Here is a 13,194-nt window from a genome sequence, read left to right as displayed (position 1 = left end):
GCAAGTCGCAAGTCGCAAGTCGCAAGTCGCAAGTCGCAAGTCGCAAGCCGCAAGCCGCAAGCCGCAAGCCGAAAAGCGCAAGCTACGCACCTCGCATATCGCACCACAAGCCGTGAACCACATCCGAGGACCACTGAACCGCCGCACCGCGCATCAATCCCTCCCGGCATCCCCCCGCGCATAGCGCGCCAGAAACATGTCGGCGGCCGATTCGGCCAGCACGCGCTGCGCCGGGCCTGCGACGGCCGGCTGGCCCATCGCCACCTGCGGCCAGAACGCGAACGATTTCACGAGCCCCTGCAACTGCTCCGACGCGAAACGCGGGTCATCCACGCTCAAGCGCCCGTCGGCCGTGGCCGCGCGAATCCACGCGCCGAGATCCTCCTCGCGCTCGCCGAGCCGCGACACCATCTCGCGTGCCCGCTCGGGCGAATGGATCGCGGCGGCGATCGCCACGCGCACCAGCGACAGGAACGTGTCGTCGCTGAGCAGGCGCAGCTTGCGCATCAGCAACTCGATCAACTGGCCGCGCAGCGGCGCGTCGGCGCGGTAGACGGGCGCGTCGCCGGCGCGCGTCGAATCCCACAGCCGGTGCAGGATCGCCGCGAACAGCGCCTCCTTGCTCGGGAAGTGGTTGTAGACGGTGCGCTTCGACACCTGCGCGCTGGCGGCGATGCGATCCATGCTGGTGGCGTCGTAGCCGGCCGACAGGAATTCGTCGATCGCCGCGCCGACGATGGCGGCGCGTTTGCGGTCGGTCAGGCGGGTCGGGGAAGCATTGGAGTCCATGGGCGAATTTTACACTGTCCGGTTTACTTTTCCCGAAAACAAACTACACTAGCGAGTCTACTTTTCGATTCCGGACGGATCCCGATGACTTCGCTCTCCCAATGGTTCAGCCGCACGCTGGGCTTCGCCGCCGCGCGCCGAGGCCGCGCAATGTCGGCCGGCTCGCCGCAGCATGACGGCGAGCGCTTCCGCAACGTGCGGCCGCGCCCGGCCGAGGGCATGGGCAAGATGGTGTCGATCGCCTGGAACATGCTCGTCAACAAGCCGGGCGGCACCGCGCCGGCCGGCACGCTGCCGGTGGATCCGCTCACGCGCGAGGCGCTCGACGCCGCGCCCGACCGCAGCCTCTACCGCCTCGGCCATTCCACGATGCTGCTGAAGCTGCGCGGCCAGTTCTGGCTGACCGATCCGGTGTTCGCCGAACGCGCCTCGCCGTTCCGCAACATGGGGCCGAAGCGCTTCCACGCACCGCCGATCGCGCTGGCCGACCTGCCGCCGCTGGCCGGCGTGATCCTCTCGCACGACCATTACGATCACCTCGACCGCGACACCGTGCTGACGCTGGCCGCCACTACCGAGGTGTTCCTGACGCCGCTCGGCGTGGGCGATCGCCTGATCGAATGGGGCGTCGACGCGGCCAAGGTGCGCCAGTTCGATTGGTGGCAGGGCACGGAACTGCAGGGCATCGCGTTCACGGCTACCCCGGCGCAGCACTTTTCGGGCCGCAGCCTGTTCGACAGCGACAGCACGCTGTGGGCCTCGTGGACGATCATCGACGGCGACCTGCGGGTGTTCTTCAGCGGCGACACCGGCTATTTCGACGGCTTCCGCGAGATCGGCGAGCGCTATGGCCCGTTCGACGTGACGCTGCTCGAAACCGGCGCCTACGACGCGCAATGGCCGTACGTGCACATGCAGCCCGAGCAGACGGTGCAGGCGCACCAGGATCTCGGCGGACGCTGGCTGATGCCGGTGCACAACGGCACGTTCGATCTGGCGATGCACCGCTGGCAGGACCCGTTCGAGCGCGTGTTCGGCCTGGCGGCCGCGCGCGGCATTCCGCTCGCCACGCCACGCATGGGCGAGCGGCTCGACCTGGCCGCGCCGCATCGCGGCGAACGCTGGTGGCGCAACGTGACGGAAGTGGTGGCGGTCGAGCCGGTGCGGCAACGCCGCTGGCGCTGCCGTGGGACCAGCGCGACTTGACGCCGGCTTGACGCCGACGCCGACTTAACGCCGACTTAACGCCGACTTAACGCCGACTTAACGCCAACGCCAACGCCAACGCCAACGCCAACGCCAACGCCAACGCCAACGCCAACGCCAACGCCAACGCCGCGAGGCTGACCTCTCAGTCCGCCTCGCGCCGGTAACGCTTGCGATACTCGGCCGGCGTCACACCCACGTGCCTGACAAACGCACGGCGCAGCACATCCGCATTGGCGAAACCGCATTTCGCGGCCACCTGCTTGGGCGCGTCGCCGGCCGTCTCGATCAGCGCGCGCGCCGCCGTCACGCGCGCCATCTCCACCCACGCCGCCGGCGTGACCCCCACCTCCGCATGAAACAGCCGCGCGAAATGCCGCGGGCTCAGGCCCGCGTGCTCGGCGAGGCTCCCCACGCTGTGATCGAGCCCCGGCTGCGCGGCCACCCAGCGCTGCACGTCCTGCAGTACCGAACGGCCCGCCGGCGCCGTCTCGCCGTGGCGGCTGAACTGCAATTGCCCGCCCGGGCGCTTGAAATACATCACCAACTGATTGGCCACGCGCATCGCGATCTCGCGGCCGAGATCCTCCTCGACCAGCGCGAGCGCCAGGTCCAGCCCGGCCGTCACGCCGGCCGCCGTGCGCAGCTTGCCGTCGCGCACGTAAAGCGCATCGGGTTCGATCTCGGCGGCCGGGCAGCGCGCGGCCAGCGCCTCGACGGCGGCCCAGTGGGTGGTGACGCGGCGGCCGTCGAGCAGGCCGGCGTCGGCCAGCACCAGCGCGCCGGTGCACACCGAGCCGAACCGGCGGCAGCGCTTCGCCGCGCCGCGCAGCCAGGCCAGCACGGCGCCGGACACGGCCGGCGCGTCGTGCGTGGCGATGCCGGGCGCGCCGGCCACCAGCAGCGTGTGCGGATCGGGCAGGGCGTCGCCGACCACCGCGTCGGGCACCAGCCGCGCGCCCGACGAGCTGACCAGATGCCCCGGCTCGCAGGCCAGCACCTGCAACTGGTAAGCCGCGCGGCCCGCTTCCAGGTTGGCCTGCGCGAACACGTCGAGCGGCCCGCTGACGTCCAGCAACTGCACGCCCGGCACGGCCAGGATGGCGATGGTCTTGCTCATGAAAACTCCCGCTGAGGGCGGTGGCCGCTTCCCGCGCGATTTGGCAGAAAGTGGCGTGTCACGCCGATTGAAGACAATACTAGCACGCGGGAGAATGGTCTCCGAAGCCCACACACGGAGAACATCATGATCGACATCGGCGGCATCAGCGTGCCCGACAGCCAATTGGCCCGCGACATCACGGAATTCGTTCGGGACACCGAAAGTCCCTTGCTGTTTCATCATTCGAGCCGCGTTTATTACTTCGGCGCGCTGGCCGGGCGCGACCGCGGCCTGAAGTTCGACCCGGAACTGCTCTACGCGGGCGCGATGTTCCACGATGTCGGCCTGGTGCCGTCGCACAGCAGCGCGCACGAGCGCTTCGAGGTGGACGGCGCGAACGCCGCGCGCGATTTCCTGCGCCAGCGCGGCATCGCGCAGCACGACATCGATCTGGTCTGGACCGCCATCGCGCTGCACACCACGCCCGGCATTCCGCAGCACATGCACCCGGTGGTCGCGCTGGTCACGGCCGGCGTGGAGATGGACGTGCTTGGCCTGACCTACAAGCAATACAGCGATCACGAACGCGACGCCGTCACGCATGCGCACCCGCGCACGCCGCATTTCAAGGAAGACATCATCCAGGCGTTCTACGACGGCATCCGCCACAAGCCGGACACGACCTTCGGCAACGTCAAGGCCGACGTGATCGCCGACAAGGAGCCGCATTTCCACGCCGGCAATTTCTGTTCGGTGATTCGCTGTTCCGCCTGGCGCGGTTGAGCGTAAAGCGGCTGCGCGCGTTTTGCGGAAACGCTGAAAGAAATCGGTATGCGCGTTGTAATCCCATGCCGCGCAGCGAACCGGACCGCCTCGGCAGATTGCACGCCGGGCGGGCCATTTGCGCTATTCATCAGAAGATTTCGAGGTGCTTACCTGTATTCCGGTATTCATTTCGATTCCTAAAAGAAAAAGTCCGAAAAAATTAAAGTTGGATCGCGGCGGGCCGTAATCGCGGGCTGGTGTCCGACGCTGTGTCGACGGATGCCGACGCCGCATCGACACCCGTCGCATCGCGGGGCGACAGAACTGGAGAACCGCATCTTGAGCCGCATGCATCACACCGTTCGTTTCAAAATCGTGATGGCCATGACGGCCTGCGTGTTGATCATCGCGCTGGTCGGGATCTTCGGATCGCTAACCATTTCGCACCTCAGGCAGACGGTCAGCGACGAATACACCACCGTGGTGAAACCGATCCGGATTCTCGGCGCGGTGCGCGGCGAGGTGCTCGACATCCGCCGCATGATGCGGACCTTGCAGGTGGTGCACTCCGACGAGCGCACCCGCGCGGGGATCGAATCGATCCGCCATTCGCTCGACCAGCTCGACAAGGAATGGCCGAACTACTACCCGGGCGGGATCACGTCGCCCGAGGAGCACGAGATCGCCGACAAGATCAACGCGGGCATGCCGCAGTTGCACCAGTCGTCGCAGCAGATCCTGTCGGCGCTGGCCGCCGGCAACTACGACGCGGCCGGGCAGGTGATCGACGCGGAGAACGCCTCCGCCGACGCGATGCTCGACCAGATCAAGGCCGATATCACGCTGAACGACCGGCAGGCGCGGCAAATGACGACCGACAGCGGCGATAGCGCACGCACCGCGCTGACCATCGCGATCGCGCTCGTGATCGTGGGCATGCTGGTGGCGGCCGCTGCGTCGGTCTACCTGCTGCGCGCCATCATGCGCCCGCTGGAGAGCGCGATTGCGGTGGCCAACACGATCGCCGACGGCCGCCTCGAAGCGCGCATCGACAGCCGCTATCGCGGCGAATTCGGCGACCTCATGCATGCGCTGAAGGCGATGGACGGGCAACTGTCGCAAACCGTGCGCCGCATTCAGGCGAGCACCGGCTCGGTCTCGCTCGCGGCCAAGGAAATCGCCACCGGCAACCTCGACCTGTCGGCGCGCACCGAGGAGCAGGCCGCCTCGCTGGAAGAAACGGCGTCGAGCATGACGCAACTGACCGAGACGGTGAAGCAGAACGCCGAGAACGCGCGTCAGGCCAACGGCCTCGCCACCAACGCGACCAACCTGGCCGACGACAACAACCAGGCGATGCGCGAGATGGTCGACACGATCCTCAAGATCAGCGGCAGCTCGGGCAAGATTTCGGAGATCACCGGCACCATCGAGGGCATTGCGTTCCAGACCAACATCCTGGCGCTGAACGCCGCCGTGGAAGCGGCGCGTGCCGGCGAACAGGGGCGCGGCTTCGCCGTGGTGGCGTCGGAAGTGCGCACGCTGGCGCAGCGTTCGGCGGCGGCGGCCAAGGAGATCAAGGAGCTGATCGCCTCGTCGGTCACGCTGATCGAGGGCGGCGCGGGGCAGGCCAACGAGGTCAGCGACAAGATGGGCCGCGTGCGCGAGGCGATCCGCCGCGTGTCGGACATCGTCGCGGAAATCTCGGCGGCTTCCGACGAGCAGTCGCGCGGCATCGAGCAGATCAATCAGGCCGTCACGCAGATGGACGAGGTCACGCAGCAGAACGCCGCGCTCGTCGAGCAGGCCGCCGCGGCGGCGCAGTCGCTGGACGAGCAGTCGGCGGTGCTGTCGGAGGCGGTGTCGGTGTTTCGCCTGACGGGCGGCAACGGCGGGCAGGCACTGGCGCCGTCGTATGGCGTCGCGACGCGCCTTGGCGCGCCTGCGCTGGCCTGAAGCCGAGACTGTCGTGAGCTTCGGCGGCGCGTTTCAGCGCCGCCGCGCCAGCTTCACGCGCGCCGTCTCGCGTTCGTCGGGCGGCAGCGCATCCTCATACACGAACTCGCCGCCGATCAGCGCAGCCACGGCCACGCCGTCGCGCAGCAGCACGCGGTTGCCGGCCAGCGCGGGCACCTTGCGGCCCGGCAGCAGCGTGCCGGCCAGGTTCAGCGGATCGGCACCGTTGACGGCGATCCACTGGCCGTCGGCCGGCTGGCGGCGGATCTCGCGCAGCACCGGAATCGCTTCCGGCAACGCGAATTGCTCGCCGGCCAGCCCCGCCACGAAACGGCCGCCGCGAATCTCGCCGCGCGCCTCCAGCCGCTGATAGACGCGCAACAGTTCGCGCCACGGCGGCAGCCATGCGGCCTCGCGTTCGAGCAGCCGCCAGAACACCACGCCGTAGCGGCGCAGCAGTGTCCAGGCCAGATGTTCGAGCGTGTCGCGCCTGCCATCCGTGCCGTTGCTTTCACTTTCTCCCGCCATCTCGACGCGCACCGGCCGCCGCACCAGCGACCAGCGCCCCGCGTCGTCCATGCCGCCGATCAACGCGCCGCCGCGCCGCGTGCGCGGGCTGTAGAACGCGCTGCGCTTGACCGCCGGGCGCAGCAGCGCGCGCAGGCCGGCGAAGCTGTCGGCGTTGACGCGGCCGGCCGCCACCAGCTCGCCGAGCGCCTGTTCGAGTTCGACGGGCAGCAGGCGCGTGTCGTCGACCAATTCCTCGAAGAACATCGCGCCGTGCGCAGCCAGCGCGTCGTGCACGCGCGTGGCGCGCGCCGACAGCGCCGGGGCGGCGCCCTCGTGCAGCGATTGCCAGACGCCGACATGGCGGCGCGGCAGCAGCACGATCGGCGTGGTCTTCACGGGGCCGCCGCCGCTTTTGGCCGCTGCGCCGGCCGGCCGCGCGGGCGGCGCGATGCGGGTCCAGACGATGCGGCCCGAGCGGCACAGCTCGTCGATGCCGCCCGTCGTGTAATCGCTCAAGCGGGCCGGCAGCAGTTCGTCTTCCCACGCGCCGGCCGCCGCCTCGAAGCCTTCCAGTTGTTCGACTACCGCGGCCAGCGCGTCGCGGCCCTGGCCGCGCGTGTCGCCGCTTGCGTGCTGCCAGTGCAGCAGGAAGCGCATGAAATCGGCGCGCTCCACCGGCTCGATCTCGCGGCGCAGACGCTTGACCGTGTAGCGATGGATGCGCGCGAGCAGATGCCGCTCGCACCATTCCTCGACGCTGGCGCCGGGCGTGAAGCGGCCGCGCATGACGTAGCCCTCGGCTTCGAGCGCGAGCAGCGCGGCCTGCACCTCGGCGTCGGGCAGGCCGAGCGGCGCGGCGATGGCGGTCAGCGGCAGCGGGCCGAAGCCGGTCAGCCGCGCGCGGATCACGTCGAGGCGCGCGGCTTCGGGCGTCCAGTCCACGGCGGCGCGGCCTTTCGGCGCGGCGAGCGGCGGGGCGAGGCGCGCGCGCGGATGCAACGCGCGCAGGCAGGCGATCCGCTCGGCCGGCACCCACAGCGTGAGCGCCTCGGTCACCTGCAATGCGCTCACGCGCTTGGCCGCTGCCAGCTCGGTGAGCGCCGCGAACCAGCCGTCGTGCGCGTGCGCTTCGTCGTCGCTGACGCACGCCAGGCTGACCAGCGCGTCGTGCACTTCGTCGGTGTCGCGCACCAGCGGCCACGCTTCCTCGCGCACGGCGGCAATCGCGTCGGCGTCGAGCGCGCCCAGATCGTCGGCCGATTCGGGGTCGGTCCAGCGGCGCGCCAGCACCGCCTGCGTGCGACGTTCTTCGAGCGGGGCGTCGTCGAGGAACGCATACGGCTTCGCGTTGAGGATCTCGGCGGCCAGCGGCGACGGCGCGGGCAGGTCGCGCGCCACCAGCGTCACCTCGCCGGCTTCGATGCGGCGCAGCAGCGCGAGCCAGCCTTCGGTGTCGAGCGCGTCGTGCAGGCAATCGTCGAGCGTCTGATCGACCAGCGGGTGCTTCGGGATTTCGCGCTCGCCGACGATGTTCTCGATGCAGGCCACCTGATCGGGGAACACGGTCGCGAGCAGGTCCTCGCTCTTCATGCGTTGCAGTTGCGGGGCGGTGCGGCGGCCGCCCGTGTAGCGCGGCAGGCCGAGCGAGGTGGTGGCGTTCCAGCGCCAGCGCACCGCGAACAGCGGCGCGTCGAGCAGCGCCTGCACCAGCACGTGCTCGGCGGTGGCCGCGCGCAGGTAGCGCCAGACTTCGTCGAGCACGAAGCTGTGCGCGAGCGACAGCGACAGGATGATCGCGTCGTCGGTGGCGGCGGCCTGCAGCTCGAAGTTGAACGTGCGGCAGAAGCGCTTGCGCAGCGCGAGGCCCCACGCGCGGTTGATGCGGTTGCCGAACGGCGCGTGGATCACGAGCTGGGTGCCGCCCGATTCGTCGAAGAAGCGCTCCATCACGAGCGTCTGCTGGCTCGGCAGTGCGCCGAGCGCCGCGCGGGCACGCGCAAGATAGTCGACGATCTGGCGCGCTGCCTCGGGGGCGAGGCCGAGCGAGGTGGTCAGCCAGGCCAGGGCGGGGGCGAGGCGGGTGGCTTCGGTGGACGCGGGGGGGGATGCGGGCGGAGTGGAAGCATCGGGCGACACGGCTGCGGTCGGCTCCGGTGCTTGCGCGGGCGGCTTGCGGGCCGCCTTGGTCCGCGTGGCAGTCGTGGGCGTGGTTCGCGCCGGGGCAGGCGCCTTGGTTGGCGTGGCGGCCATCGGCGTGGCCGGTTCCGGGGTAGGCTCCTCGGCCGATGTGGCGGCCGTCGGCGCGGTCCGTGCCGGGGCCGGCTCCTCGGCTGGCGCGGCAGTCGTGGGCGTGGCCCGTCCTGAGGCAGCCGCCTTGGCCTGCGCGGCTGCCGTCGACGTAACCCGTGCCGAGGCTGGCGCCTTGGCCGACACGGCCGCCGTCGACGCCCCTCGCGCCGTAACGGCCACCGCCGCCGACGTCCGCGCTGCGCCGATCGCGCGCGAGGCGGCCGGCGCGGCGTGATCGAGTTCGCCCTGTTCGAGCAGCGCGTCGATCGTGGCACGCAGCCGCGCGACGCCGGCCGACAGCTCGTCGCTGCGCCCCGGCGCCTCGCCGAGCCAGAACGGGATGTTCGGCGCCTGTCCGCGCGCGTCCTCGACTCGCACGCGCCCGTTCTCGACGCGCAGGATCCGGTACGACTGGTTGCCGAGCTGGAACACGTCGCCGGCCAGGCTCTCGATCGCGAAATCCTCGTTGACGGTGCCGATCTGCGTGGCCTGCGGTTCGAGCAGCACGGCGTAATCGGCGGTATCCGGGATCGTGCCGCCCGAGGTCACGGCCGTGAGCCGCGCGCCGCGCCGGGCGCGTATCGTGCCGGTGCTCAGGTCGCGATGCACATAGGCGCGACGCGGCCCGCGCCGGCTCGAAAACCCTTCGGCGAGCATCGCCAGCACCTCGTCGAAGCGTTCGCGCGGCAGCGCCGCGTAGGGCGCGGCCTGTGTGAAGCAGCGGTACAGCGCGGTTTCGTCCCATTCCGCGCAGGCCACCTCGGCGACGATCTGCTGCGCGAGCACGTCGAGCGGCGCCTGCGGCATGCGCAGTTGGTCGAGTTCGCCGCGCGCCACGCAATCGAGCAGCGCCGCGCATTCCACCAGCTCGTCGCGCGAGAGCGGGAACAGCCGGCCCTTCGGCGTGCCGCCGACCTGGTGCCCGGAGCGGCCGACGCGTTGCAGGAACGGCGCGATGCCGCGCGGCGAACCGATCTGGCAGACCAGGTCGATGTCGCCGATATCGATGCCGAGTTCGAGCGAGGCGGTGGCCACCAGCAGCTTGAGCTTGCCGTGCTTGAGGCGCTGTTCGGCGTCGAAACGGGCTTCCTTGGCGAGGCTGCCGTGATGCGCGGCGATCGCGTCGTTACCGAGCCGGTCGCCGAGATGGCGCGCGAGCCGCTCGGCCAGCCGGCGCGTGTTGACGAACACGAGCGTGGTGCGATGCGTGGCGGCGAGTTCGGCGATGCGGTCGTACAAGCGTTCCCACACGTCGTTCGACATCACCGCGTCGAGCGGCACGGGCGGCAGTTCGAGCGCGAGATCGCGCTCGCGTGCGTGGCCGACGTCGACGATCGTGCAGGCCGGCGCGGCCGCGCCGTTTGCTTCGTCATCCTGCGTATTGTCCGGATTCGCTGCATGCGTCGTGCCCACCAGGAACCGCGCCACCCGGTCGATCGGCTTCTGCGTGGCCGACAGCCCGATGCGCGGCAGCGCCCGCCCGGCCAGCGCGTCGAGCCGCGCGAGCGACAGCGCCAGATGGCTGCCGCGCTTGTTGCCGGCCAGCGCGTGGATCTCGTCGACGATGGTGGTGCGCACCGTCGACAGCATGCGCCGCCCCGATTCCGACGACAGCAGCACGTACAGCGATTCCGGCGTGGTCACGAGGATGTGCGCGGCGCGCTTGCGCAGCGCGTTGCGCTCGGCCTGCGTGGTGTCGCCGGTGCGCACGGCGGTGCGGATCTCGGGCACCGGCAGGCCGAGCCGCGCGAGTTCCTCGCCGATGCCGGCCAGCGGCGCGTCGAGGTTGGTGCGGATGTCGTTCGACAGCGCCTTCAGCGGCGAGACGTACACCACCAGCGTGGCGTCGGGCAGCGTGCCGTCGTGCGCGAGCGCGTCGCGTACCAGTTCGTCGATCGCGCAGAGGAACGCGGTCAGCGTCTTGCCCGAGCCGGTCGGCGCGGCCACCAGCGTCGAACGGCCGGCCTGGATCGGTGGCCAGGCGCGGGCCTGCGCCTCGGTGGGCGCGTCGAAGCGGCGCGCGAACCACGCGGCGACGGCCGGATGAAAGGCGTCGAGCGGGTTGCTGCCGGGGCGGGGGCGGCGGGTACGGGTGTCCATCGCGATGGCTCGGGCGGGCGCGGCGCGCAAGGCGCACGCGCCCCGTTAAGGGGGCAGTGCTGGCCGAAGGGAAAGGACCAGTGTGCCAGAGCGCCGGTGGGGCCGGATCGGCTGGTGCGGGGTGCTCGGCACGAGCGGCGTCATGGCGACCACGTCGACCGCATCGACCACACCGGCCACACCGGCCACACCGGCCACACCGGCCCAGATGGGGATGCTCCAGCCGAACGCAATGCCCGTGCGCGGCCGGTGGCCGGGTTCAGCGCCCCGGCTCGTAGAACAGCGCGAACAGTTCCGACTGCGAATTGACGCCGAGCTTCGCGTAGATGTGTTTCTTGTGCGCCCGCACCGTCTCGAACGAGATCGTCAGCCGCTCGGAAATCGCGCGTGTCGAGAAGCCGCTCAGGCTCAGTCGTACCACCTCGACCTCGCGCGCCGTCAGCGGCGTGTGTCCGCGCTGCTGCACCACGCGCTCGAAATGCTCGGCGTAGCTCGCCTCGTCGGGCGCGGCCGGCAGCGCCGCATCGGCTTCGAGCGCCGTGCCGCGCGTGCTGCCGCCGGTAAAGGTTTCGTAAGGCAGGCGCTGCCGCATCAGCGCGATCACCCACGGCGCCACCACCGCGAACACCGCGAGATCGCGCTCGCTGTAGCGCCGCGTCGCGCCGAGCGAGAAGATCAGCGTGTGGCTCTCGTCGACGGCATGGTTGAACTGCACCTCGTCGCCGATGATGTTGCTCTTGAAGTAGCGCTGGTAATAATCGGTCATCCGGAAGTTGTCCGGCGCGACCGATTCGAGCGTGACGAGGCCCGAGGCGGGGCGCTCGCAGGCCGCGATATAGAACGGATCGAGCTGGTACAGCGCGCTCAGGTAGCTCTGGAACATCACATCCACGGTGCCGTCGGGCGTGGGCGATTCGGCGCACACCAGCGGGGCGCGCTCGCGCGCGAACAGCAGCCCCACCCAACTGTCGAACGGCACGAAGCGTTGCAGCACGCGGCTCAGGCGGGTCCAGAAGTCGGCGCTGTCGATCGCTTCGATCAGCGTCGCGACGTGGTGATGGAACGCGAGATCGCGCCAGTCGAGTTCCATGTGTCCTCCGATCGTGGTAACCCAGGTGGGGAATTCCTGGACAAAAATAACGTCCCGATAATAGCGCCACGCCGCAGGCCTCGGCCCGCGGCGCAATGCGAGCGCGAGTCTATCGGCCCGCAATACTGGAGGCAAGCAGATGCAAATCGAATTGGCGCAGATCCCGGTGATCGACGGCAACGTCGAACCGAACCTGGCGCGCGTGACCGAGGTGATCGGCGCGCGGCGCGACGGCACCGACCTGATCGTGTTTCCCGAAACCACGCTGACCGGCTTTCCGACCCGCGAGAACGTGCGCGACGTGGCCGAGCCGCTCGACGGCCCGTCGCTGCGCGCGGTGCGCGACGCCGCGCGCGCGGCCGGCACGGGCGTGGCGGTGGGGTTCGCCGAGCGCGACGGCGAGCGCTTCTACAACACCACGGTGCTGATCGACGCCGCCGGCGAGATCGCGCTGCGTTACCGCAAGACCCACCTGTGGGCGTCCGACGTCGGCGTGTTCGAGCCGGGCGAGCGCTTTGCCGTGTGCGAATTCAAGGGCCTGACGGTCGGCCTGCTGATCTGCTACGACATCGAATTTCCCGAGACGGCCCGCGCGATCGCCTCGCTCGGCGCCGATCTGCTGATCGTGACCAACGGCAACATGGAGCCGTTCGGCCCCGTGCATCGCCGCGCGATCGTGGCGCGCGCGATGGAAAACCAGATGTTCGCGGCGCTCGTCAACCGCATCGGCGGCGGCGACGACAACCTGAGCTTCCCCGGCGAGTCGGCGCTGATCGCGCCGTCGGGCGATGTCCTGAGCGAGCTGCACGGCGAGGATGCCGTGCTGTGCACCACGCTCGACCCGGCGCTGCTCGCGGCGAGCCGGGAGCATTACAGCTATCTGCACGACGCGCGCGTGCGGCTCGACCTGCGCGACGATCCCGCGCCGGACGCCGCGCCGTTCGCGGGGCGCGGCCGCGTGATCCGCGCGCGCTGAACCCGGGCGGGGCGGCGCGCCGGCTCATGACCGGCCTGCCGCTTCGTGGTGGCTGCCTTTTGCTGCGGCGCTGCTTGGTTGCTGCGCAGTTGCTGTTCAGTTGCCGTTTCGCTGTTGCTTCGTGCCGGGTTGCGGCCTCGCTGTCGTTGCGTTGCCGCTCGACAGCCTCATCGCCTGATCGGCTTGCCGTCCGACCGTTCGCCCGGCTCGCCGCCGCGCGCGAACGGATCGGCCGGCGCGAGCCGAAGCCGTCCACCGCCGGGCGTCCGCCCGGCGGGCCGTTGTTCGCTTTCTTGACCTTGGCCTGACCGTAGATCCATGCCGCCGCCGCGGCGATGTCGCCTGCCTCGCGCAGCGCGCCGTCACGCGGTGCGGCCCCGTGCAACCTGGTGTTTTGCGTAGGAGCGCGCG

The 13,194-nt window shown here is 70.1% G+C and carries 9 protein-coding genes; 5 read left to right on the top strand and 4 right to left on the bottom strand.

Features of this window, described 5'->3' with window-relative positions; all coding sequences use genetic code 11:
- Nucleotides 1-153: 153 nt before the first annotated feature.
- Entirely contained in the window at nucleotides 154-789 is a 636-nt protein-coding gene (locus tag AB4851_RS01195) for a TetR/AcrR family transcriptional regulator (protein ID WP_414448082.1), read from the bottom strand.
- A gap of 84 nt (nucleotides 790-873) precedes the next feature.
- On the opposite strand from AB4851_RS01195, the gene AB4851_RS01190 reads away from it, so the two are divergent.
- Nucleotides 874-1,995, top strand: a complete 1,122-nt coding sequence (locus AB4851_RS01190) for an MBL fold metallo-hydrolase (RefSeq protein WP_414448081.1) — start codon at nucleotides 874-876, stop codon at nucleotides 1,993-1,995.
- 145 nt (nucleotides 1,996-2,140) lie between these two features.
- On the opposite strand, the gene AB4851_RS01185 is transcribed toward AB4851_RS01190, so the two are convergent.
- On the bottom strand, nucleotides 2,141-3,115 hold the full coding sequence (locus tag AB4851_RS01185) for a GlxA family transcriptional regulator (RefSeq protein WP_414441374.1): 975 nt from the start codon (nucleotides 3,113-3,115) through the stop codon (nucleotides 2,141-2,143).
- 126 nt (nucleotides 3,116-3,241) lie between these two features.
- Here AB4851_RS01185 and AB4851_RS01180 point away from each other — a divergent pair, with 126 nt between their 5' ends.
- Nucleotides 3,242-3,880 carry an HD domain-containing protein gene (locus tag AB4851_RS01180; protein ID WP_414441375.1) on the top strand — a complete coding sequence of 213 codons (639 nt, stop codon included), beginning with the start codon at nucleotides 3,242-3,244 and terminating at the stop codon, nucleotides 3,878-3,880.
- Between the two features lie 321 nt (nucleotides 3,881-4,201).
- On the top strand, nucleotides 4,202-5,818 hold the full coding sequence (locus AB4851_RS01175; protein ID WP_414448080.1) for a methyl-accepting chemotaxis protein: 1,617 nt from the start codon (nucleotides 4,202-4,204) through the stop codon (nucleotides 5,816-5,818).
- Nucleotides 5,819-5,851: 33 nt separating this feature from the next.
- On the opposite strand, the gene AB4851_RS01170 is transcribed toward AB4851_RS01175, so the two are convergent.
- Complete coding sequence (locus tag AB4851_RS01170; protein ID WP_414448079.1) at nucleotides 5,852-10,717, bottom strand: DEAD/DEAH box helicase; 4,866 nt, start codon at nucleotides 10,715-10,717, stop codon at nucleotides 5,852-5,854.
- 259 nt (nucleotides 10,718-10,976) lie between these two features.
- A complete protein-coding gene (locus AB4851_RS01165; protein ID WP_414448078.1) occupies nucleotides 10,977-11,807 on the bottom strand; it encodes a response regulator transcription factor in 831 nt (276 codons plus the stop codon).
- Nucleotides 11,808-11,946: 139 nt separating this feature from the next.
- Between AB4851_RS01165 and AB4851_RS01160 the strand changes: the two genes are divergently transcribed.
- Nucleotides 11,947-12,783, top strand: a complete 837-nt coding sequence (locus tag AB4851_RS01160; RefSeq protein WP_414448077.1) for a carbon-nitrogen hydrolase family protein — start codon at nucleotides 11,947-11,949, stop codon at nucleotides 12,781-12,783.
- A gap of 26 nt (nucleotides 12,784-12,809) precedes the next feature.
- Nucleotides 12,810-13,091, top strand: coding sequence for a hypothetical protein (locus AB4851_RS01155; protein ID WP_414448076.1), 282 nt, complete (start codon nucleotides 12,810-12,812; stop codon nucleotides 13,089-13,091).
- Nucleotides 13,092-13,194 lie beyond the last annotated feature (103 nt).

This window comes from Burkholderia sp. 22PA0099 (assembly GCF_047497165.1).
Lineage (GTDB): Bacteria > Pseudomonadota > Gammaproteobacteria > Burkholderiales > Burkholderiaceae > Burkholderia.
The sequence above is the reverse complement of the archived record's forward strand: the minus strand, read 5'-3'. Positions and strand labels throughout refer to the sequence as shown.

What these genes read in the sequence shown, in the direction of transcription:
- AB4851_RS01180 (WP_414441375.1), top strand. Translation starts at nt 3,242, where the DNA reads ATGATCGACATCGGCGGCATCAGCGTGCCCGACAGCCAATTGGCCCGC.
- AB4851_RS01190 (WP_414448081.1), top strand. Translation starts at nt 874, where the DNA reads ATGACTTCGCTCTCCCAATGGTTCAGCCGCACGCTGGGCTTCGCCGCC.
- AB4851_RS01170 (WP_414448079.1), bottom strand. Translation starts at nt 10,717, where the DNA reads ATGGACACCCGTACCCGCCGCCCCCGCCCCGGCAGCAACCCGCTCGAC.
- AB4851_RS01195 (WP_414448082.1), bottom strand. Translation starts at nt 789, where the DNA reads ATGGACTCCAATGCTTCCCCGACCCGCCTGACCGACCGCAAACGCGCC.
- AB4851_RS01185 (WP_414441374.1), bottom strand. Translation starts at nt 3,115, where the DNA reads ATGAGCAAGACCATCGCCATCCTGGCCGTGCCGGGCGTGCAGTTGCTG.
- AB4851_RS01160 (WP_414448077.1), top strand. Translation starts at nt 11,947, where the DNA reads ATGCAAATCGAATTGGCGCAGATCCCGGTGATCGACGGCAACGTCGAA.
- AB4851_RS01155 (WP_414448076.1), top strand. Translation starts at nt 12,810, where the DNA reads ATGACCGGCCTGCCGCTTCGTGGTGGCTGCCTTTTGCTGCGGCGCTGC.
- AB4851_RS01165 (WP_414448078.1), bottom strand. Translation starts at nt 11,807, where the DNA reads ATGGAACTCGACTGGCGCGATCTCGCGTTCCATCACCACGTCGCGACG.